The sequence below is a fragment of the Paenibacillus sp. 2TAB26 genome (assembly GCF_052115145.1).
In the GTDB taxonomy this organism is placed as follows: Bacteria; Bacillota; Bacilli; order Paenibacillales; family Paenibacillaceae; genus Pristimantibacillus.
The window spans coordinates 50,756-72,085 of record NZ_JBFRGC010000010.1; the positions used below are offsets into that span (position 1 = coordinate 50,756).

The 21,330-nt window shown below is 41.5% G+C and carries 19 protein-coding genes; 4 read left to right on the forward strand and 15 right to left on the reverse strand.

Annotation, left to right across the window (positions count from 1 at the left end):
* Positions 1-4 precede the first annotated feature (4 nt).
* The 3 genes from AB4Z50_RS13385 to AB4Z50_RS13395 all read right to left on the reverse strand — a co-directional run bounded on the left by AB4Z50_RS13385 (position 5) and on the right by AB4Z50_RS13395 (position 4,765).
* A complete protein-coding gene (locus AB4Z50_RS13385; RefSeq protein WP_076269619.1) occupies positions 5-889 on the reverse strand; it encodes an ABC transporter permease in 885 nt (294 codons plus the stop codon).
* Positions 890-1,206: 317 nt separating this feature from the next.
* Positions 1,207-3,441, reverse strand: a complete 2,235-nt coding sequence (locus AB4Z50_RS13390; protein ID WP_441879502.1) for a helix-turn-helix domain-containing protein — start codon at positions 3,439-3,441, stop codon at positions 1,207-1,209.
* Between the two features lie 601 nt (positions 3,442-4,042).
* Positions 4,043-4,765 carry a ThuA domain-containing protein gene (locus AB4Z50_RS13395; protein ID WP_441879504.1) on the reverse strand — a complete coding sequence of 241 codons (723 nt, stop codon included), beginning with the start codon at positions 4,763-4,765 and terminating at the stop codon, positions 4,043-4,045.
* 195 nt (positions 4,766-4,960) lie between these two features.
* Between AB4Z50_RS13395 and AB4Z50_RS13400 the strand changes: the two genes are divergently transcribed.
* Positions 4,961-5,899, forward strand: coding sequence for an AraC family transcriptional regulator (locus AB4Z50_RS13400; protein WP_441879506.1), 939 nt, complete (start codon positions 4,961-4,963; stop codon positions 5,897-5,899).
* Between the two features lie 58 nt (positions 5,900-5,957).
* Here AB4Z50_RS13400 and glgD read toward each other — a convergent pair whose 3' ends face one another.
* The 3 genes from glgD to AB4Z50_RS13415 form a co-directional block, all read right to left on the reverse strand.
* Positions 5,958-7,070: a glucose-1-phosphate adenylyltransferase subunit GlgD gene (gene glgD / locus AB4Z50_RS13405; protein ID WP_441879508.1), complete on the reverse strand. Its 1,113-nt coding sequence runs from the start codon at positions 7,068-7,070 to the stop codon at positions 5,958-5,960.
* Positions 7,071-7,081: 11 nt separating this feature from the next.
* A complete protein-coding gene (locus tag AB4Z50_RS13410; protein ID WP_441879510.1) occupies positions 7,082-8,230 on the reverse strand; it encodes a glucose-1-phosphate adenylyltransferase in 1,149 nt (382 codons plus the stop codon).
* Between the two features lie 410 nt (positions 8,231-8,640).
* Positions 8,641-9,456, reverse strand: a complete 816-nt coding sequence (locus AB4Z50_RS13415) for an alkaline phosphatase family protein (RefSeq protein WP_441879512.1) — start codon at positions 9,454-9,456, stop codon at positions 8,641-8,643.
* A 270-nt stretch (positions 9,457-9,726) separates the two neighbouring features.
* Between AB4Z50_RS13415 and AB4Z50_RS13420 the strand changes: the two genes are divergently transcribed.
* Positions 9,727-10,341 (forward strand): methyltransferase domain-containing protein, encoded by a 615-nt coding sequence (locus AB4Z50_RS13420; protein ID WP_441879514.1) that lies wholly within the window; start codon positions 9,727-9,729, stop codon positions 10,339-10,341.
* Between the two features lie 100 nt (positions 10,342-10,441).
* Here the strand turns inward: AB4Z50_RS13420 and AB4Z50_RS13425 are convergent, their stop codons facing one another.
* A complete protein-coding gene (locus AB4Z50_RS13425) occupies positions 10,442-11,836 on the reverse strand; it encodes an alanine/glycine:cation symporter family protein (RefSeq protein ID WP_441879516.1) in 1,395 nt (464 codons plus the stop codon).
* Positions 11,837-12,135: 299 nt separating this feature from the next.
* Between AB4Z50_RS13425 and AB4Z50_RS13430 the strand changes: the two genes are divergently transcribed.
* Positions 12,136-12,462 carry an antibiotic biosynthesis monooxygenase family protein gene (locus AB4Z50_RS13430; protein WP_441879518.1) on the forward strand — a complete coding sequence of 109 codons (327 nt, stop codon included), beginning with the start codon at positions 12,136-12,138 and terminating at the stop codon, positions 12,460-12,462.
* A gap of 95 nt (positions 12,463-12,557) precedes the next feature.
* Here AB4Z50_RS13430 and AB4Z50_RS13435 read toward each other — a convergent pair whose 3' ends face one another.
* Both AB4Z50_RS13435 and AB4Z50_RS13440 read right to left on the reverse strand, forming a co-directional pair.
* Positions 12,558-13,268, reverse strand: coding sequence for a response regulator transcription factor (locus AB4Z50_RS13435; protein ID WP_441879520.1), 711 nt, complete (start codon positions 13,266-13,268; stop codon positions 12,558-12,560).
* Positions 13,261-14,433 (reverse strand): sensor histidine kinase, encoded by a 1,173-nt coding sequence (locus AB4Z50_RS13440; protein ID WP_441879522.1) that lies wholly within the window; start codon positions 14,431-14,433, stop codon positions 13,261-13,263. The genes AB4Z50_RS13435 and AB4Z50_RS13440 overlap by 8 nt, the downstream gene beginning before the upstream one ends.
* A gap of 449 nt (positions 14,434-14,882) precedes the next feature.
* Between AB4Z50_RS13440 and AB4Z50_RS13445 the strand changes: the two genes are divergently transcribed.
* Positions 14,883-15,101: a response regulator transcription factor gene (locus AB4Z50_RS13445; RefSeq protein ID WP_441879524.1), complete on the forward strand. Its 219-nt coding sequence runs from the start codon at positions 14,883-14,885 to the stop codon at positions 15,099-15,101.
* Between the two features lie 110 nt (positions 15,102-15,211).
* Here AB4Z50_RS13445 and AB4Z50_RS13450 read toward each other — a convergent pair whose 3' ends face one another.
* The 6 genes from AB4Z50_RS13450 to AB4Z50_RS13475 form a co-directional block, all read right to left on the reverse strand.
* On the reverse strand, positions 15,212-17,083 hold the full coding sequence (locus AB4Z50_RS13450; protein WP_441879526.1) for a flagellin N-terminal helical domain-containing protein: 1,872 nt from the start codon (positions 17,081-17,083) through the stop codon (positions 15,212-15,214).
* Positions 17,084-17,348: 265 nt separating this feature from the next.
* Positions 17,349-18,317 (reverse strand): proline dehydrogenase family protein, encoded by a 969-nt coding sequence (locus AB4Z50_RS13455; protein WP_441879528.1) that lies wholly within the window; start codon positions 18,315-18,317, stop codon positions 17,349-17,351.
* An 82-nt stretch (positions 18,318-18,399) separates the two neighbouring features.
* A complete protein-coding gene (locus AB4Z50_RS13460) occupies positions 18,400-19,206 on the reverse strand; it encodes an AraC family transcriptional regulator (RefSeq protein ID WP_441879530.1) in 807 nt (268 codons plus the stop codon).
* Between the two features lie 157 nt (positions 19,207-19,363).
* Positions 19,364-20,170: an acyltransferase domain-containing protein gene (locus tag AB4Z50_RS13465; protein ID WP_441879532.1), complete on the reverse strand. Its 807-nt coding sequence runs from the start codon at positions 20,168-20,170 to the stop codon at positions 19,364-19,366.
* A 564-nt stretch (positions 20,171-20,734) separates the two neighbouring features.
* Positions 20,735-20,878: a hypothetical protein gene (locus AB4Z50_RS13470; protein ID WP_441879534.1), complete on the reverse strand. Its 144-nt coding sequence runs from the start codon at positions 20,876-20,878 to the stop codon at positions 20,735-20,737.
* A gap of 122 nt (positions 20,879-21,000) precedes the next feature.
* A complete protein-coding gene (locus tag AB4Z50_RS13475; RefSeq protein ID WP_441879536.1) occupies positions 21,001-21,330 on the reverse strand; it encodes a carboxymuconolactone decarboxylase family protein in 330 nt (109 codons plus the stop codon).

The following is a 21,330-nucleotide window of genomic DNA, read 5'->3' on the forward strand; positions in this document are numbered from 1 at the left end:
TCAATTACCACAGACTATTATTTGAAATTTTTCTAGCGATATAGTTGACGACAATCAGCAATGTTAAATTAATAACGGAGTTGAAAACTCCGATCGCTGCTGAGAAGCTGAAGCTCGATCCCAGCAAGCCCACTTTATACACATAAGTAGAAATGACTTCTGAGGTCGCTAGGTTTAGCGGATTTTGCATCAAATAAATTTTCTCAAAACCGAGCTTCATCAGATTGCCTAGATTAAGAATAAGAAGAATGACAGATACCGGAATTAAACTAGGGATATCGACATTAATTATTTTTTGTATTCTCGATGCCCCATCAACCCTTGCCGCTTCATACAGCTCAGGATTGACGCCAGCTAATGCCGCAATATAGATAATGGCCCCGTAACCGGTATGCTGCCACACATCCGACCAGACATAGATGGATTTGAATAATGAAGGAATACCCATAAAGTTAGTGTTTTCCACGCCAAGCATTTGGAACAATTTGCTGACGATCCCTACGTTTGGGGTCAAGTTGACAATTAAGATCGATACCATAATGACCGTTGATATAAAGTAAGGTGCGTAAGAAACCAGCTGTACACTTTTCTTGAATAGTCCATTGCGCACTTCATTAAGCGCAAGCGCAAGGATGATTGGGGCTGGAAAGCCGACTAACAAACCATAGAAGCTAATCCCAAGCGTATTTTTCATATACAGCCAAAAATTTGGAGATTCGAAAAACTGCTTGAAATATTTTAGCCCGATCCACTCGCTTCCAAAGATGCCCTTAATGACGTTGTAATCTTTGAACGCGATCACGATGCCCGCCATGGGGACATATTTGAATATAATGAGATAAGCAATCGGCAATAAAATGACGAAATACAATTGCCAGTGGCGAGCCATTTTGTGTAGAGGCCCATACCTTCTTGCTGGGTGTGCAAAGGCCTGCGGAACAGAATGCCATTCATGATTAACTTTGGACAAGGGCTAGCCTCCTTTAACATTCTCTTTTTTGGTTGCGCTTTCATGTGATCATTTTATAAGCTGCCCTCACCATGCAACAAGATACATTAATTGCTCGCTTAACCTTTTTCGCATCGCTGCTCCATAAGAAACGGCAGCACCTTATACTATCGGTGCTGCCGTCCCTATAGCATCCATTTTTCGATACAAGAACTAACATAATTCTTGCGCTTAACGATTTTCAACTCCGTGTATATTCAGCCATTTTGCTGCTTCAGCGTCTCTGAACGGTATTCGCCTGGCGAGCATCCAACCACTTTCTTGAACACTCTCGTAAACGAAATCGCACTTGTGTAACCAACCTCTTCCGCAATATCCTGAACCGTCCTCCGTGTCTCTTTCAAAAGCCGCTTCGCTTCATTCAGCCGAATATCAATTAAGAAATCAATGAACTTCTGGCCTGTTGTTTCTTTGAACAGCTTGCTCACATATTTGGCATTCATATCATATTTCTCGCTTAAATATTCAAGTGACATATTCGGATTTACATATTCCTCTTCAATAACTCTCCGCATCTCCTGAATAATGCCGGCATGCTGACCGCTATATCGCATATCTGCAAGCGTATGTTCAAGCTCTGTCATTTTGCCGATGATCGCCTCGTGCATATTTTCCAGAGAATGGCAGTTATCCAATTTCCCCGTTAGAACCGGCAGTGCTTCGCTTTCCCATACGAGATTAAATTCCTTGCCGAGACCAGACAGCTCGCGTCCCAAACTATAAAGCAAGTAATTAATAACATTCATAATCTCGTCCTTAGTGAGCAAGCCTTGCTTCATCTGGCTGAACAAATCGTCTAATTCTGCTCTCCAGCTCGCTTCTGATTTGCGGAAGGCATAAACAGCAGATCTAATCATCCCAAGATAAGCGTATACTTCAACCTGGCCTTGACTCATCATATCCTCGCGTGTAATAAGGCGATTTTCGCCAAGCACCATTTTGTAATTAAGTGCTTCCAAAGCCTGTTGAAACGACTTTGCGATTTCAGAATGCTGCAAGGCTGGATCACCGATTCCTATACTAATTGTGAACTTCATATTTTGTTCGATCCAAGCCCGTATGCTGTCACAAAGCTGAACTAGCATTGCAGCATGAGCGTTCCCGCTCTCAAATAAAATAACACTGAGACGAGAAGAGGCTGTCCATTCTGCCCAGCACGCGTATCCGAAGCGTGACGATTGCTCATAAGTAATGCTTCGCAGAGCGAATTTCAACAAATTCTGATCGTTTCGCGAATAACTGCTGCAAAACTCTCCGTACTTATCCAGTTCCATGACAATAAGCGTATGGCGATCCGCAGGCGCGGGAAGCTGCAGCCGCTGCGCTTCGCGCTGCCATTCCCCAAGCGTCAGCTCCGCTCCAGCCTCAATAAGCTGATGGAATAGATTACGTGTCCGTAAATGAAGATCTTCCTTATATTGCTGCTGATATTGCCTTGCCTGCTCTGTTAAATTATCAAGTGCGGATTCGATAAAGACAAACTCGTTAATCCTGCCCGATCCGGTGTTTTTTCCACTTTCTGCCAGAGCTAATTTATATCCGCTGAAGCGTGACACAATCTGTTCTACCGGCTTCGCATTTCGCCTTGATATATAAATCATCCATACGAGACCTGCAATGATCATCAGGAGCCCGATCACAAACCATACGTTATAGAGCAACGATACCGTTTGAATAAACGTACCTTGCACAAAACCGCTTATATAAGACCAATTCGAATAACTTGATTTATAATTTGCATAAACGCGCATAGAATCTACTGGCTCTGCCTCATTGAGCAACTCATTGCCCGCTCCGTCTTTGATGCGAATGAAGCTGACTTCCGAATTGTAAAGCTCATGAACTAAACGCTCCAAAGAATCCGTTGCGACATTCACAACGATCATTCCTTTTTCACCTGTCATGAATGGAGCACCTCTCACGAGGCTGACAACATCCTTGCTCTCCAATAACGTAAATTGCTTAAATGTCCGCTTATCCGTCCATTTCTGAGAGATCGTATTGCGATATTGCTCAATAAAAGCTTTGTCTGGATAGGTGTTGATATGTCCGCCCGTCGCATTACTTAGCACAACCTGATCGTCATAGCGAACCAGATAGACAGAATCAATGAGTGGATAATAAGAAATCATATCGTTCATTTTCATGACGGCGCTAATGTTAATATAAGGGTCACCATTCTCGTTGCTGTTGAAAAAATCGATAAGTGACTTGTTGTTAATCGATTCCTTCATCACCATGTTATCTATTGCTCGCAAGGACGTATCGATTAACCTCATCGCTTGCAAAGACAACATGCTGTTAGCATTAATAGCTTCTTTCCGACCCTGCTCACTAATTAATTGAAAAAACACAAAAAAAGTGAAGGTAACTACGATAATAAATATCGGCATATAGGAAAGAAGCAGCCGATTAAACCACGATTTGCTCATCATTAGCCCTCACCCTTTTCTCTGATGATTAGCGCCGTTTTCTTGTTTACGAACAGCCGCTCTCTACCTGAAGTTTCAAAGCCATTCTCTGCAAAAGCACACTGTAATTATTTCCCGGGTGATGTAAACCAAAGAAACCCCGATACCGTTTCCGTATCGAGGCATGGCAGCCTCTTCAGGAGCAATGTCCTCTTCTCATGTGCAGGCCGTGCGAGTTTGGTTTTATTTATCTTAGGCGGTAGCGCTGGTAAGATCAATAAACCGTTTTCAACTTCCTGCATTATTTTCGCCAAAACAGCCGCTTGCCAACACGATTAACGCTGCTTTCTTTACAATCGGTCATAGGATTAAAAAGCACCATATCCAAAAGCACGCAGCCGGCTTTAGATATAGTGCACGCTTATTGTATTGTTCGTGCGACAAGAATTTCATCTATGCAATCGGGCAGGCAAGCCCGAGCGATCACTCCATTTAGTATGGTGGATTATACCCCATTTGCCAATGCTCTATTTTGACTTTATGCAACGTTTCAAAATAGTGCTCAAAACAAAATAACGCTTGGGATTCAAATCCCAAGCGTTACATTACTTTTTTTATAATTTTATTTTACTGAAATTTTTTCAAGTGGCTGTGCATTTCCATAAACCGGACGGTTGCGGTCTACCGGCTGTGCCCATTTCACGGCATTCGTAATGACGCGTTGAATGTCTTTGTTATGGTACGTTGGATAAGTTTCATGTCCCGGTCTAAAGTAAAATACTTTGCCGTTTCCACGTGTAAACGTACAGCCGCTGCGGAACACTTCTCCGCCTTCAAACCAGCTTGTAAAAATAAGCTCGTCTGGAGCAGGAATGTCAAAATGCTCGCCGTACATTTCTTCTTTTTCCAGCTCGATATACTCCCCAAGGCCTGCAGCAATCGGATGACTTGGCGCTACAACCCAAAGGCGTTCCTTCTCATCCGCTTCACGCCATTTCAAGTCACAGCTTGTACCCATCAATACTTTAAAGATTTTGGAGAAATGACCAGAGTGCAGAACAATCAAGCCCATTCCATCCAGCACGCGCTGCTGTACTTTTTGAACGATTTCGTCCTTTACATCTCCATGCGCAAGATGTCCCCACCAAATGAGTACATCTGTATTGTTTAATACCTCATCCGTTAATCCATGCTCTGGCTCATCTAGTGTAGCCGTTCCCGCATCGTAGCCAGCTTCAGTTAGAAAAGCTGCAATTGCACCGTGAATACCTTGAGGATAAATTCCAGCAACAACCGGATTTAATTGCTCATGACGATTTTCATTCCATACCGTTACCTTTGCCATTATATGAACACTCCTTATTCATTCAGTTAATCTCAGTATAAAAAATTTGCCCCATTAAGGTAATACTTAAACATGCTGATTTTATATTCAAAAGTGTCTTTCTTTTTTGGATATACTGAAAAGACAGCTAATAATGACGCGTTTATTGATTCAACATTTCCAAAAGTGGTATACTCCAAAATGGAGGTGATGCATATGCCTATCATAAAAACCACCATTGATACGCATTCCGAAGCGATCAACGAAGAAGTCATTTATCAAAATCCGCTATTGTTTCTTAAAATTTGGGAGATTTACTCGGAAGCTGACTATTTCAGCACGCTTGAGAAACATCCATGGCACTATCATAAAGAAGTAGAATTCCTTGCTATTATTGAAGGTCACTTAGGTGTGCAAAGCAAGCACGGCTATGTCGTCCTCGGTCCAGGCGATGTTATGGTGCTAGGCGCCTCCCAGCCGCATCGCTCTCACAAGCCGCTTTCGGAAGTACAGCACTATGTTGTCTTTCAGATTGATTTGGGCAAACATTTTGATCAAAGTACGATGCCTTATTTAAATTGCTTCTCTGAGCTGACAGAGCCGCTCGATAAGCTTAATTATATTTTTGACATGAACGAAACAGCCAAGCAAGAAACCCATGCCTTTATTTTGGAAATATTCAAAGAGTCACAAACGAGGATGAGAGGCTACGAGATTGCTATCAGCTCAATTATAAAGCGATTGCTGCTTCTTCTGCTTAGAAGCGACAGCCGAAACCTGCTGAACGATACAGAGGAAATTGAACTAAATCGATTACGACCCGTTCTCGATTATGTGGACACCCATTTAAGCAGCAAGCTGTCCGTAGAGGATGCTAGTTCTTTGCTTAATTTGAGCTACCACTACTTCATTAAATATTTCAAAAGAACGATGGGCGTCTCCTTCGTTGAATACGTCAACTATAAACGAATTAAACGATCCGAGCTGCTGCTGCTGACGAGTGAGCTAAGCATCATGGATGTCAGCTACGAGGTAGGCATTACGAACATGGCCCAGTTCTATAAGCTCTTTAAACGGCAAAATCAGTGCTCACCACGAGAATACAAGCTGCGAATGCGCAGCGAATCCAGAGTTGCGATGGAAGGCATGCAGTAAATTAAAATACAAAACGACCGCTCTCCCGTAAAAAAACGAGAAGCGGTCGCTGTATGTTTTATATTATGCTTTTCTTTGAGAAAACGGTAGGTGACATTTCCTCTCCTGCCAGCTTATTTCCCCGCGTGACATGTACCTCTTTATCGAGAATAACGTGATCGAGGCTAGAATCCTCATCAATCACACATTTCTGCATTACGATACTGTTTCGAACAACGGCTCCTTTACCGATCCGAACGCCTCGGAATAAGATGCTGTTTTCCACAGTTCCCTCAATAATACAACCATTAGCCACCTGTGAATTTTTAACGACTGCACTACTCGCGTATCTTGCAGGCGGTTCATCCTTGATTTTGGTGTAAATAACACCCGGCTCGTAAAATAGAGATTTCCATACCTCAGGATTCAACAGCTCTTTGCTGTGCTTAAAATAATTTTGAACGGAATTAATGACGGCCAAATATCCTTTATATTCGTAGCCATACACTTTTAACTCGTTCAGATTTCGAATAATGACATGCCGGACAAGGTCATAGTAGTTTTGATTTACACTTTTTTTGACCAGATTAATAAGCAGCTCTTTCTTAATGATGATCATCCGCATATAGGCTTTGTTGCTTTCCTTGTTCTGGCGATTTTCTGTCATACGTACGACTCGCCCATCCCGAGCCAAGTCAAGCGTAATGAGGTTAGAGAAATCSTCACGATCAACGTCCATTTCCTTGTAGATGACAGTAATATCTGCATTTGTGCGTTTATGATTCTCTACAGCTTCCGTATAGTTGATATTGCAAATCATATGACTGCTTGAAACGATGACGTACTCCTCCGTGCTGCGGGCAAAATATTCGAGAGAACCGTAAAAATTTTGCAAATCGCCGTTAAAGCCGGGAACATTGCTATTGTTAGGGGGCAAAATAAACAATCCTCGGTATTTCCGATCCAAATCCCACTCTTTCCCAGAGCCCAAATGGTCAATGATGGAACGGTAATTGTTATGAGCGAGTACTGCCACATTGTTAATTCCGGAATTCACCATATTCGATAATACAAAATCAATCAATCGATATCTGCCGCCGAAAGGTACCGTCGCAGTCGCTCTTGAGTAGGTCAGTTCATGCAAGAGCGGCTGGTTAATGCTAAGATTGATGACACCTAGAACATTATTCATCGCATTCACTCCTATATCAATTGAGAAGAAATGACCATGTTTTCACCGATTAGAGTGATTTCAGCCGCATCACCCGCACTGCCTACAATCGCGCCATCTTGAATGACAGTGCCCGAGCCGATGATCGCTTTATGAATCGTGACATTGTTCCCAATCTTTGCGTCCGGCATAATAACCGAGTCTTTGATGAGGCTGCCTTCCCCAACATGAACACCGTAAAAGAGTACGGAATGATCTACTTCCCCAAAAACCATACATCCTTCATTCACTAAGGAGCCTGTCACTTTGCCGGTAGATGCGATATGATGCGGAGGCTTGTTAGGGTTTTTAGCATAAATTCGCCACTTCGCGTCATGAAGCGTAAACGGTGGATTTTCAAGAAGAAGGTCCATATGTGCTTCCCATAGACTTTCAACGGTGCCAACATCCTTCCAATATCCGCTAAAACGATAGGCAAAAATAGAATGGCTGCTGTAGAGCATCGATGGAATAATGTCTTTGCCAAAGTCATTGCTTGATGCCGGGTCCTGCGCATCTGCAATTAGTTTCTTTTTTAATACATCCCAAGTAAAAATATATATGCCCATGGAGGCGAGATTATTTTTGGGCAGCTTCGGCTTTTCCTCAAATTCAATAATTCGATCTTCATGGTCCACATCCATAATGCCGAATCGGCTTGCTTCATGTAATGGGACTTCAATTACGGCGATCGTAGCATCCGCTTTCCGTGCCTTGTGCTGCTCGAGCATGAGGGAGTAATCCATTTTATATACGTGATCACCGGAAATAACTAAAACATATTCAGGATCATATTGTTCGAGATAATGAATATTTTGATAGATCGCATGCGCCGTCCCTTTATACCAGCTGCCGCCTCGTTGCTCCATAAATGGAGGAAGCACGGTAACCCCGCCATTTTTTCGATCCAAATCCCATGAGCTGCCTATTCCTATGTAAGAGTTCAGTACCATCGGTTGATATTGAGTCAGTACCCCAACCGTATGAATACCTGAGTTGCTGCAATTGCTTAACGTGAAATCGATGATCCGATACTTGCCGCCGAAAGGCACAGCTGGCTTTGCTAGCTTAGACGTGAGATGGCTTAATCTTTTTCCTTCACCGCCTGCAAGCAGCATCGCTACACATTCTTTTTTTTGCATTCGGCTCACTCCCCATCGTAAAAAAATTAGATACTTCAAAATGTTGTTTGAATTTTCTGATAATTATAAACACACCTCCTCCTTACTATATGTATTCACAAATTTATTTAAAATGTAAGCGTATACAATGTTGTAAAAATTATATTACCTCCTCGTTAGAAGGAAGTCAACAGCAGTTAATTATTATTTTAAATGACTTATTTTTGCAATTTTCGCAGTTCTAAAGTGGAGATTGTATGCCCTTGTTTATGTTGTCAGATTCACTCACAAAGCCACCTATTTTAGCGAAAACAGCTCTTCTTTTATTACGAATTTAGTAATGATTTGTCTATATCCCCAAAAAAAACAGCGCGTTCCGTAGTTAAGGGCGCGCTGTTTATTGGGTAAGCTCAGCTTTTGAATAAATAAGATCAAGGATTAAAAAGGCCTTCAGGCAGCTTGGCTTCCCAGCTTCTTGCATTCAGCCCTAGTGCGTGGAGAACAACTGCCGCCGTATCTGTAATCATAAGCTCACCTTGAAGCGTGGCATTATGTTTAATTCCAGGGCCAGTGCAGCCCCAGAAGATCGTTTTGTCCTGTGGGTGATCGCTGCCATGCTGATAAGCCTGCTCTCCGCCGCCCCCATGATCGGAAACGACAATAATCAAGCTGTCTTTCAGAAGCCCCGTCTCTTCAATGGCTTGTAATATGATTCCTGTACTTTCGTCCGTCTCTTCTATGGCAAGCAGCTGCTCAGGTGTATTGAATCCATGCTGGTGCCCCGCTCCATCGGGCAAGTCTAAGCCGATAAACATCAGCAACACATCGGGATTCCCCTTAATATATTCAGCAGCCGCAAGCGAAAGCTCACGGTCATTCATCGATACTTTATGCACATCGATCGTCGATTCGATAATGCCATCGTTAATTGGATTCCAGACGCTGAACGCCGCCATTTTGGCATCTGGCATGTTATCCCGAACGATTCGAAAAATGGAAGGATATTGCGATTGCTCGGGAAACGTATGTTCACTGGCGATATCATTCGTAAGACCATGTTTTTCAGGACCTACTCCGTGAAGAAGCGATCCCCAGCATTGCGCACTAATCGTTGGTGAGACCGTTTGAGCGTCAAATGTGAACGTACCTGTACGAATTAATCGATCCAAATTAGGTGTATGCGCATCTTTCACAAAATTTCCTGCTCCATCCCAACCTATAATGAACACCCGTGCTATTTTCTCCATTCATCATTTCTCCTCTTCTATATGAATTAAGTGCTGCCCCAATCCGGCTCATGATTTCCATGTTTATCATACTCACCAACTTTTACAAAGTCAACATAAAAACAACTAATAACAACTAAAAACACATTATTAGTTTTCTACTTTATTATTTTTAGAGTATTTTGTTGTTTTCTATTATAAGGACTTTGCTTCGGTTCACTTAAAAGCTGTTATACATATAATGGTGGATGCCAAGGAAATGGATGAAATAAAAGGAGGCTAATGATCAACATGACCGAAGAACAAAAGACGCCATTTGACTATAAGACGTATTGGGACAACAATTACTCCCAAGGCGGCACATCAGGCAGCGGCTCTTACGGTGTGCTGGCGGACTTTAAAGCGGAGGTAATTAATTCTTTTATAAGCGAACATGGGATTCAAAAGGTAATCGAATTCGGATGCGGGGATGGAAACCAAATATCATTAATGAGCTATGAACAGTATTTAGGTTTGGACGTAGCCAATTCCTCCATCGATATTTGCGCGCAAAGATTTGCCGGTGATCGCTCCAAAAGCTTTCTCGCCTACAACCCTCGACACTTCGTTAACCATGGTTATCTAACATGCGAGCTCGTCGTTTGTTTAGACGTTCTTTACCATATTACGGATGACCATGATTTCAACAAAACGTTAAACGACATTTTCTCATGTGAGGCGGAGTATGTCATTTTATATACACGAATTACAAGCGCCGACGAGCCAAACGTCGTGCCGACGATTCGAGATCGGGATATTTTAAATCATTTGAAAGCCTATAGCAACTACAAAGTTGAGCGTATTATCGAACAAAAACATAAGCATTTATCATCTGCGAGCTTCATCATATTGCAAAGAGAAAAGTGATTGATGATGACTATAAATACAAAAAGGAGTGCCCTACAAGTCATTACTTCTGACCTGTAGGACACTCCTTTTATTTATCGTTGTGCAACATTTGCGGGTCTCAGTCATCCCAGCATTCCACGTCTTCCAAACCTTTGACGCTGCTCTTCACAAATTGCGGATCACGCCCTGCCTTCTTCTGCTGCATATAGTTCCGCAGCACATCAAAGGCGATTCGTGATAAAAGAGTAATGGCGATGAGATTGACCACCACCATCAGTCCCATGAACAAATCTGCTAAATCCCAGACAAGCTGCACTTTGGCAACCGACCCGAAAATGACCATCGCCAGCACACAAATGCGGTATAGCCATAACCAGACTTTACTGGTGTTGAGAAACTCAATATTTGTTTCCCCATAATAATAATTGCCCATCAATGTGCTAAACGCGAACAGAAAAACCATGATCGCTAGGAAGCCTGATGCCCATGAACCCATATGCACGCTAAGAGCTGCTTGCGTGAGTTCAATTCCGCCTAATCCCTGCTGTTCATACACGCCTGACAGCAAAATAATAAAGGCTGTACTCGTACAAATGACTAAGGTGTCAAACAGAACACCAAGCGCTTGGATCAAGCCTTGCTTCGCCGGATGACTGGTCGTTGCGGTAGCTGCAGCATTGGGAGCACTGCCCATCCCTGCTTCGTTAGAAAATAAACCGCGTTTTACGCCATGCATAAGCGCTGCGCCAAGTGAGCCGCCGGCTACTTGTTCTATTCCGAACGCATTTTTTACAATTAAAGCAAGCACTGCCGGCATATCTGCAATATTTATCACAACAATCGTAAGAGCTACCCCAATATACAAAACCGCCAGCACAACCACAATATATTCGGATAGCTTGGCGATCCGCTTAACACCGCCAATAATGATAACAGCAAATATCGCTGTCATAATCAATCCCACTGCCAGTCGATTGGTGCCAAAAGAGTTCTCAAAAGCAATCGTAATCGTGTTCGACTGCACAGCATTAAATACGAGCCCGAAGGACAACGTAATTAAGATCGCAAATAAGGCGCCCATCCACCGCTTCTTTAAACCCGCTTGCATATAATAAGCTGGGCCTCCGCGGAAGCTCTCTCCGTCCTTAATCTTGTAAACCTGAGCAAGCGTACTTTCTACGAAGCTTGAGGCTGAACCAATAATGGCGATGATCCACATCCAGAACACAGCCCCTGGTCCACCTAACGCGATCGCGATAGCGATTCCAGTAATATTCCCTGTTCCTACACGAGCTGCCATACTAATGCAAAACGCCTGAAATGGTGAAATGCTGCCGCGCGGACCGCTTGTGGACTCAAACAGCAGACGGAACATTTCCTTTAACATACGCAATTGCAGTACATTTGACCGCAGGGTGAAGTAAAGGCCAATTGCAATAAGCATAACAATCAACAGCTTCGACCATAAAAAATCATTCACAATAACAATTAAATCTTGAATCATTTGCTCCATTTGTTACCCTCTCGATGTCGTTCTAAGAATCCATTCATAGTTATACTTCCCAAGGCAAGGAATTAATAACAATATAATTTCATCTATTGATGTGATTGCTCGAATACTCATTTGTGTAGGAATATGTAATCATTTGCTACCATCAATCTAATATTCGGAAGAAACTATGATAGCACAAACGTTATGTTTTTCAAAATACACATATTGATTTCTGCTCATTCTGTTGTTTATTTTCGATAAGAACAACTGTATAATTATTTTCTTTAAACTTTATATAAATAAATTCAAGGAGGCAAATCATGAGTGAAATTGCTAAAACGCCACAACCGCCTTATTATGCAGTCATATTTACATCAGAACGAACAGCAATTGAGAACCAATACAAGGAAATGGCAGATGAAATGGTGAAGCTTGCATCCGTTCAACCGGGTTATCTTGGTGTAGAAAGTGCGAGAGAAGGGCTAGGCATTACCGTGTCTTATTGGGAATCCCTTGAAGCGATTCAAAAATGGAAACAAAATGAACGGCATTTGGTCGCACAGCAACAAGGAATAGCGGATTGGTATAGCAGCTACAAAACAAGAGTTTGCAAGGTCGAACGGGATTATGGTTTCGAAAAAAACTAAACAAATAAGCATGCGCCGCATCATAAAATACATCGTACGACTACACAAAAAAGCTGACTTCGGGCTATCCCAAAATCAGCTTTTTCGGCAATCGACTATGTAGAACTCGGGGGTGATGATGTTCCCGAAGAATGATGAAGATATGCGATTGCTTCCGTTCGGCTGGAAACCTTCAGTTTTTTGTAAATCGCACTCAAATAATTTTTTACTGTACCCGTCGTTAAAAACAATTCAGAAGCGATAGCTTGATTCGACTTCCCTTGTTTCAATTGCATTACAATATTTCGTTCCTGTGTGGACAAACCAATCAGCATATCATCAGGCTGCTCGATTGAATAAGGCTCGGAAATTTCTTGGGGTGATCCTTGTTCAAACTGTTCTGGAAAGTTAAGAGCCTGTACAAGACGTTGCTGAATGCGACTGGGATAATTGATTCTCCCCTCTAAACAATCCTGAATCGTAGAGAGAAGCTTCTTAGTCTCAACCCCTTTAACTAAAAAGCCGCTAGCTCCATGCCGTATCGCTTCCCATATGTATTCTTCATCCTCGAACGTTGTCAGAACGAGCACTTTCGTATCCGGAAACTCCGTTTTGATTCTTTTTGTTGCTTCCAAACCATCCAACTTCGGCATATGGATGTCCATTAAAACCAGCTCAGGACGGTGCAATCTTACTTGCGCTATCGTTGCCAACCCATCACCCGTTGTAGCTGCAACTAAGTATTCATCCTCCATACTTAAAATAGCTGCCAAACCATCGCGAATTAAGGGCTGATCGTCTGCTATCACAATCGTTCTTTTAGACAATTTGCTCCCTCCGCTCTATCGTTTTCGTCTGAATAGGTATGCTTATGTCTAGCGCTACACCATCGGCAGCACGCTCGTTCAAAATCGTCAATTCTCCGCCAATTTCCTTTACTCGCTCATTCATCGCTTTCAAACCAAAACCATGAACAAATTGCGAAGGAACTTTTCCATTATTGGATAAAATAAACCGGACCTGCCCATCACGATGAGTTAGCGAAAACTCAAAATGGGTACTGCAACCATGCCGAATTCCATTAGTAAGGCCTTCTTGCAATGCCCGATAAATCGTTATCTCGACTATTGGCAGCAGTTCAGGCAATGCTGCATCAATCTCGCATGTAATTTCCACCTGAGTTTGTCTCTTCGTTTCATCGATCAGCTTAATAAGCTCAGGTATAAAAGGCTGATCTAGAACATGTTCATGCAGCAGCTGTACCGAGCTTCGCACATCATCCAAGCCATTGTGAATATATTCTTTTGTTCTATTGATCATATCTTTTGCAATCGCATAATTATTTTTCTCAATCGCATGTGCTGCTGTTTGCAGGCCGGCTAACGCTGATGTCAACGTATGTCCAACGGAATCATGAATTTCACGGGATATTCTAGTCCGCTCTTGTAATTGTGTTTTCTTTGCTAACTCAATGGATGCGATTCGCAGCTGTTCATTGTCTTTGGCCAACTGATTTTTTTGCTGAAAAGCAACTTTTGCAAGGAGGCTTATCCCAAAAATTGCAAAGTAGTCGATGATACGAGGCAACATATAAGCTATTTCTTTAAAGGGCGGGAATTGGCGATAAACCAAAAGTCCTAGTACAAAACTAGTATAGCTCAACGTAGTAAAGATAATGGACAGTTTTCTGCTGTGATAAAAGCTGAATTCTCCAACGAGAATTAAAATATAAATTTGTGCAAAAAAGCTGTCCGACCCTATTGATATAACAGATGCCAAGATTAATTGAATAGATAAGCTCAATATGCCTATCCATCCTTCTAGGTTAATCTTTAGGATGTAATTTCGAATGAAGACGATCGTTATATACGTACATACCAGCAATAAAAGTAAAGCAGATAGCTTGCTCGTATGTAACAATAAGCAAATCGTCGCTCCTATTACAATGATGAACAAGATGTGAGTCATTTTGTTATTTAATTGTACATCCATAGTATTGCCCCCGAGTGGGATGATAGATTTACCATTTATTTTATCATAAACATGACTTAAGTCATATGTTCGAGGCAAAAGCAGTCGAAAAATGACGAAAAAGCGATTTTCTAATGATCTTCTTCATCTAGAATAAGCCTTTCGTATTATTTATAATGAGAAAAGTTGGATAAACAATTAGGAGTGGCAATGTTTTTTTCTGCAGGTGGGAGTAAAAAAGTTCAAGGGAGACTTGTAGAAATGCTTTTGATCGTATGGAACGCAATCGGTTGTTTGCTTCTCATTTTAAGTGTGTTTTTCTCAATCCGCTTAATACTAGAAGGTAAGCATAAATAGTGAAACTCTCCTATGAAGTTAAGAAACCGTCACATGAAGCGATATTTAATAATAATTACGATATAGAAAATGAAGATGTTAACGATTTTCTAATTCGAAGATTAGATTCTGTAATGCAAAGTTTTGCAACTCGTTATCGGCTGACACAGCGTGAATCAGAAATTCTCATCCTTTCCGTTGTTTATGGTTTTACTAATCGCGAGATCTCCGAAAAATGCGTGATCAGTGAAAAGACGGTCAAAAATCATCTATCAAATCTAATGAACAAAATTGGCGCTCGATCCATGAGAAAACTATTTTCACTGCTGCTCTTTCATGCCTTATCCTCTTAAAAGCAATCCTCCTGCCATGCGGCAGCCATTTAACCAATCCACAACAACCAATAGCGAAAATGCAGATGCCCTAACAACATGAAAAACCTACCATAAAGGTAGGTTTCGTGTTACTGGAACAAATGTAAAATTGCCTGTGGATTCTGATTAGCCTGAGCGAGCATAGCTTGTGCTGTTTGATTCAGAATACGCGATTTGGTTAAATCCATCATCTCTTTTGCCATATCAGCATCACGTATTCGTGATTCTGCTGCGGTTAAATTTTCGGCATAATTTCCTAAGTTGTTCGCTGTGTGTTCTAATCGATTTTGCAATGCTCCATAAATCGTTCTATAGTTTGTAACTCTTGTTATGGCATGATCTGCTTGAGCTAGCGATTCACTAGGTATGGCCGGCGGTAAAATAGACATATTGGCAATACCCAATCCTTCCAGCTTCACACTGAAAAGGGGAATAATTATCGATTGATTTTCGTTTGCCCCGATTTGAATATCAAGTCGAGGCGGAATATAGTCAACATCGGTTATGTCCGTAGTAACCGTTTCAATAATTGAATCAATTTGACTTGTCGTTTTATTCGTTACGAGGTAAACATCTTTCTTAAAATTAAAATGATTTAGCACAATGCCAAATTCCAAAACAGCGCCATCATCAAGATCCGCCGTTTCCCATGTCGGAGTGATGACATTAGGACCTAAGTTATCCGATTGCAAAATATCGCTTCCCGTTGTTAATGTATTAGGCTTAACGTAGCTTCCGCCATTCAGGAATGAAAAATCATAATTCACAAGATCGTTTGATAGTTCAAACACAGTTCCTGAACTCGGTATTTCCGTTTGATTAGCAGTAACGCCTGTGGGAACTCCGCTGGAGGACGAAATATTATATGATCCGTCGTATTCCGGCTTAAAACCAGCACTAAATTTGATTTGTTTATCATCTACACCGGAATGATTTTTAATTTTAAACTCTGCTTTAAAAGCCGACCCATCCGTCGACATAATCTTTTCGATTTCAATACCATCTTTTTCATAAACAGCTGTAATCGCGCTCGAAGTTATAGTCGAACTCGTTAAAGTAAAGTTATCAAGGGTATGAGACATACCGTTTATTTCCACTGTTATGAAACGATCTTCAAATCCACCAAAATCAGGGTACTGTCCAGCTGTCGTTCCACTTGGAATAAGCTCAGTCTGAAAAAACACATTGTTAATGGAAAGATGCTTAATATCAAGCTCTTTATATCTAGGATCGCTGACTAGTTCTCTTCCATAATAATAGGTACCTGTAGTTGTTGTCTCTGTATGGATATGTTCATTTTTTTCATAATTGTTATACCCCTCACGTCCATCAGGTGAAGTAATAGGTGTGACTGAAGCGCTAAAATTGTTAACGTTACCGATCGTTGTACTTGTATTCGAAGATTGAGCGGTTACGGGAACCTCAGTCATACCAATAGGAAAAAAGGATGTTGTCCGTTCATTAATTATAGTCGTTGGAAGAAACGGTCCCGATGTATTTACTTTAATCGTATGACTTGAACGGTCGGCTAATATTTGAAAGTCATCTCGTCCCAAAAGATTAATGGTATTGAATTCCGTTTGGGTAGCAATTTTATTTATTTCTTCTTTAAGCTGTTGAATTTCTTGGTCAATTTTCTGCTTGTCCTCAAACGTATTCGTATCATTCATGCCTTGAATAATCAATTCTCTTTGTCGTTGAATGATATCCGTTATTTCCTGGTATCCGCTTTCAGCAGTCTGAATAAGTGAAATCCCATTTTGAACGTTTTTATAGGCTTGATCTAACCCTCTGATTTGAGCTCTCATCTTCTCTGAAATGGCTAGTCCTGCTGCATCATCAGCTGCACGATTAATGCGTAGACCCGAAGACAGCTTTTCCGATGCTTTAGACGTTTGGATATTATTTTTCTTTAAACTATTATGAGCGTTAATAGCAGATGGGTTATTATTAATTATCATTATGGCTTCTCCAGTTCGTTTATCAAGCGAAAGTTATATTAGTGTACAATTAAAACATAGACTTGAGAACTACTTATATCTACAATTCTAGACCAATGTACCCAAAACCTCCCAAACATTAAAATAAATTTCCTTAGGTGCTCATTTTTCTATAAACAAGCAAAAAAACAAAAAAACGCTCGGAAATTCAAGCGTTTTACGATCATTAAATAGTGTACTTCAGCATATATGCTCTCACGCGAAAACATCACTCCAATCAGTTCCTTCACTCATACGACTGCACAGGCTGGACTCCCTCATGACTTACCGTATCTATGACAGCTTGAAAAAGATTCGGCGGGTACTCCGCAATGCGATGGCACAAGTACAAATACCATTCATGTCCATAAGTAAGATAAATCCTGATCGGATGTCCTGCTGCTTTCAGCTTGCTGCTCAAATCTGGACGAATACCATACAGCATTTCAAACTCAGCATTAGAGCTTGATCCCACTCCTTGATTAAGAAGTTGTTCAATAATAGACTCATCATGGGTAGCGATCGATACACGGTGTCCTTGGCGGAGCGCGCTCTCTACAAGTTCAACATAACGATCATTTAGCGCAGGAGAACGAGGTAACGAGTATTCACTGGATTCTTGATACGCACCTTTGACGATGCGGATACGGCTAGGTGAGGCAATAGCTGCCAAATCCTGCGGTGTTCTTTTCAAATGCGCCTGTAACGTAATGCCGACATTAGGATAAATAGAAGCTGCTCGCTCAAATATAGTCAGTATTCTGTCCGTCTTTGAGGACTCTTCCATACTAATGAATAGTTCAACGCCAGCTTTCTGCGCCTGCCCAGCTAAATTCATAAGATTCGAATAAGCAAGCTCCGTATCCAGCGAGAGCCCGATATGTGATAGATCAAATGATAATCGTGCGGAGAGCTCATTTTTCCGAGCTTCATGGATGAGAGTCATCATTTCTGTAACTGCTGCCTCACACTCAGCGACATCAGCTGTATTCTCGCCGATATACTCAAGTGATACCGCGTATCCTTTGGCGGAAAGCTCGCTTGCTGCATCAACTCCATCTTGCCTTGCTTCACTGGTTACATACCGCGCAGCTGCACGTCGCAGCATTTGGTTAAGCTGTGGCGTTTGCTCCACATATGACTTTAGGTCAGAACGACGAGCGATAGATTTGAGCGAAGCTGTAAATTGTTTTTCTAAGTCTGATCTGTTATGCATAATGGTTCTACCACTCCTTCATTCAAGTAAATCTAAGTTTACAGGCTAGACAGGCAGCGGTATTGTATAAAATTGCTCCATTTCAAATAGACAAAGCATATTTTTGCGGCGTTGCCCCAACGATTTTGACAAATGCTTTAGAAAAGTGACTCTGGTCATAAAAGCCCACTTCTGCTGCAATTTCGGATATTGGTCGCTGCTTGGTCAATTCCAGCTTTGCATGATTGATTCTCAGCAAAATCTGATAAGCGTGCGGAGGCAGATGACTCCATTTCTTAAATAGACGAACAAGATGAAATCTGCTAATACCCGCTTCATTCTCCAGCTGCTCCAACGTAACATTTTCATCAAAATGAGCATGCAAATACTCTTTTATCAGTTTGACGTACTTTTGATCCTGTTTACGCTGTGATTCATGTTCAAGATCTTCCGTATTCTGACTAACGAGTGCTTGTACCAGCTCAATTAAAGCCGTTTCGATTTCAAGCGGAGTACCTTTGCTAATAAGTGCCTCCATCGTCCGGTTTATTTGCAATCGACAAACATTATTTTTACCCTCTTCCAGCAAGTACKGGATATCAAGCTGGCCAAGCTCTGTATGATTAAGGCCTTGAAACCATTCGGGCTTGATGAAAAGCATCTTGTACTGCCACTCCATATCATCAAGAGGATGACAAGCATGCATCATTTTCGGCGGAAAACTAATGACCCTTCTCGCTTCAACCTGAAGCAGCGTTCCATCGCACCATGCGCTTGTTTCACCTTCATCTATAAGTCCAATCGAATATTCCTCATGAAAATGCTTTTGATAAGCAAGATCGCTCCTCATACATCGCTTTGCTTCCAAAAAAGGCAGCGAATCCTCGCGGTAAAAGGTCACAGTTGACATGCTTGTGCCCTCCTCTTAGGTTTCAACTTAAATTTCATAAGCTTTAGTATATCATGATTCTAGTGAACCCATGGACATCCATATACACAAAAAAACACGCCCGAATTGGCGTGTTCTTCTTAGTAGCGTATGATGGAGTTTCACAATTGAATTTTTCTTAGTCCAGCTTAATTCCAAAACCGCTTCCTAGGTTGTTCCCAGCAACTAGAAATGCTTTCGCACTGCGCTGTAAGCTTGTTTCCTCTTCATAACTGAATGGGTCTGCACTTAATCGGTTGAATATTCTTTGCTCTGCTTCCCTTGAAGCCTCATCGATATCATAGATGTAAAAATGCTTTTGAAACTGCAATATATTGGAGCCATGACTTAAAATCTTATTTAAATCCGGATAAAGCAGCCACGAATGACAAATGTACACTGGAGATATTCCTCTAAAAAAAACTCTGGCTAATTCAAAGGACTCTTCTACGCCCTGTTGAGAAAGAGGTTCGCCTTGTGGAATATGTACATTAAGCACAATTTGATTTTTAAATATTTTTTGTCCTTCTACCTCTAAATCACGATCTATAGCAAAAGGCTGAAATTGCAATCTGCCCAATCGGAATAAACGAAGCTGAACATGCTCCTGCAGCCAATTATATTCCTCGATTCCGTATTCATTAAAATCTCGCTTGCAGTTTAAACACCAGATCTGAATATCTGAGAAGGTATCATAATAATATTGATCACTAATCCCTCGTATCTGGTATTCCTGATACGCATCGACAGCAAATCTAACAAATAAATACAATAACAATTTCCGATAATCTGTTGTTTGCTTTACGTTTTCAAAAAATGAATATCGATCTGAAAGAAAATGTTGTTTATATTGACTATACTCCTCTTCCTTCATAGGATACGCATATACTTGCCGCCGAGCAGCCTCGTTAAGCCTAATACCCTCACAAAACTTTGTTATGTCCAAGACAATTCCACCTCTTTTTTCATCAAATCAGGTAAAAGATTTATTTATAGTCAATCTCCCCTGATTATATTGAAAAAATTGTACTCCTTGAATATTTTTTCATCAAGAGTAAAGTTTTGATCTATTCAATTAATTTTCCTTTTATCTTGTCAACCCATTTGTCCCCTCTCAAAGTCTACCGCTGCCAATAGTTATCGTCAAAGAGAGAGGGTCTATCCCGAAAGTAGCTGTAGCTACCTTTAGAACAGACCCTTTTCGCTAATGTGTATATACAGCAAGTAGAACCAAATATACTTCACACTCAAGCTCACCAATCGATTCTATCCTGCATATATGCAGGGTAGAGGCTTGTATGCGATGCGGATAGGCGTCTATGTTGCACACCATACAACATAGAGACCGATTAGTTAGCTAACCATTGAAGTTTTCAACATTTTATTGCAAATATACAGGATAGGTGAGGTATACACGCTTATAAGGAATAAGTTACTGCATATGTGCAGGATAACAAGGTAGTTAACCACATGCTGGCCTTAAACTGCCTCAAGATAAAACCTCTTACCGTTAGGTTGTCTGCTCATCTTGCACAAAATTTAACACCCGGTCATCCATATGGAAATGCTTTTGATAAGCAAGATCGCTCCTCATACATCGCTTTGCTTCCAAAAAAGGCAGCGAATCCTCGCGGTAAAAGGTCACAGCCGACATGCTAGTGTCCTCCTCTTAGGCTTCAACTTATCTATTAATAAGCTTTAGTATATCATGATTCTAGTGAACCCATGGACATCCATATACACAAAAAAACACGCCCGAATTGGCGTGTTCCGTCTTTATGTGTTCACCTCGAATACTTCCTTCGCAACTTGAATCGCCGACGCGGCTCGCGGCCATCCAGCGTAAAACGCGAGATGGGTCAACGCTTCGATCAGTTCTTCTTCGGTCAGACCGTTCTCTTTTGCAAGGCGGAGATGATAAGAAAGCTGTTCTGTAAGTCCACCGGCGACTAGTGCTGATATCGTAAGGAGACTGCGTTCCCGAAGCGATAATTGTTCTCTTCTCCACACGTCCCCGAAGAGTACTTCTTCCGAATATCGCACAAAAGCAGGTGCAATATCCCCAAACGATTCTCGGGCAGTTGATTTGATTTTTCGATGCTTCAT

Bases quoted from the DNA above. Each gene is read 5' to 3' on its own strand.
- AB4Z50_RS13385 (WP_076269619.1), bottom strand. From the start codon at position 889: ATGGCTCGCCACTGGCAATTGTATTTCGTCATTTTATTGCCGATTGCT.
- AB4Z50_RS13390 (WP_441879502.1), bottom strand. From the start codon at position 3,441: ATGAGCAAATCGTGGTTTAATCGGCTGCTTCTTTCCTATATGCCGATA.
- AB4Z50_RS13395 (WP_441879504.1), bottom strand. From the start codon at position 4,765: ATGGCAAAGGTAACGGTATGGAATGAAAATCGTCATGAGCAATTAAAT.
- AB4Z50_RS13400 (WP_441879506.1), top strand. From the start codon at position 4,961: ATGCCTATCATAAAAACCACCATTGATACGCATTCCGAAGCGATCAAC.
- AB4Z50_RS13410 (WP_441879510.1), bottom strand. From the start codon at position 8,230: ATGCAAAAAAAAGAATGTGTAGCGATGCTGCTTGCAGGCGGTGAAGGA.
- AB4Z50_RS13415 (WP_441879512.1), bottom strand. From the start codon at position 9,456: ATGGAGAAAATAGCACGGGTGTTCATTATAGGTTGGGATGGAGCAGGA.
- AB4Z50_RS13420 (WP_441879514.1), top strand. From the start codon at position 9,727: ATGACCGAAGAACAAAAGACGCCATTTGACTATAAGACGTATTGGGAC.
- AB4Z50_RS13425 (WP_441879516.1), bottom strand. From the start codon at position 11,836: ATGGAGCAAATGATTCAAGATTTAATTGTTATTGTGAATGATTTTTTA.
- AB4Z50_RS13430 (WP_441879518.1), top strand. From the start codon at position 12,136: ATGAGTGAAATTGCTAAAACGCCACAACCGCCTTATTATGCAGTCATA.
- AB4Z50_RS13440 (WP_441879522.1), bottom strand. From the start codon at position 14,433: ATGGATGTACAATTAAATAACAAAATGACTCACATCTTGTTCATCATT.
- AB4Z50_RS13445 (WP_441879524.1), top strand. From the start codon at position 14,883: ATGCAAAGTTTTGCAACTCGTTATCGGCTGACACAGCGTGAATCAGAA.
- AB4Z50_RS13450 (WP_441879526.1), bottom strand. From the start codon at position 17,083: ATGATAATTAATAATAACCCATCTGCTATTAACGCTCATAATAGTTTA.
- AB4Z50_RS13455 (WP_441879528.1), bottom strand. From the start codon at position 18,317: ATGCATAACAGATCAGACTTAGAAAAACAATTTACAGCTTCGCTCAAA.
- AB4Z50_RS13470 (WP_441879534.1), bottom strand. From the start codon at position 20,878: ATGTCGGCTGTGACCTTTTACCGCGAGGATTCGCTGCCTTTTTTGGAA.
- AB4Z50_RS13475 (WP_441879536.1), bottom strand. From the start codon at position 21,330: ATGAAGCATCGAAAAATCAAATCAACTGCCCGAGAATCGTTTGGGGAT.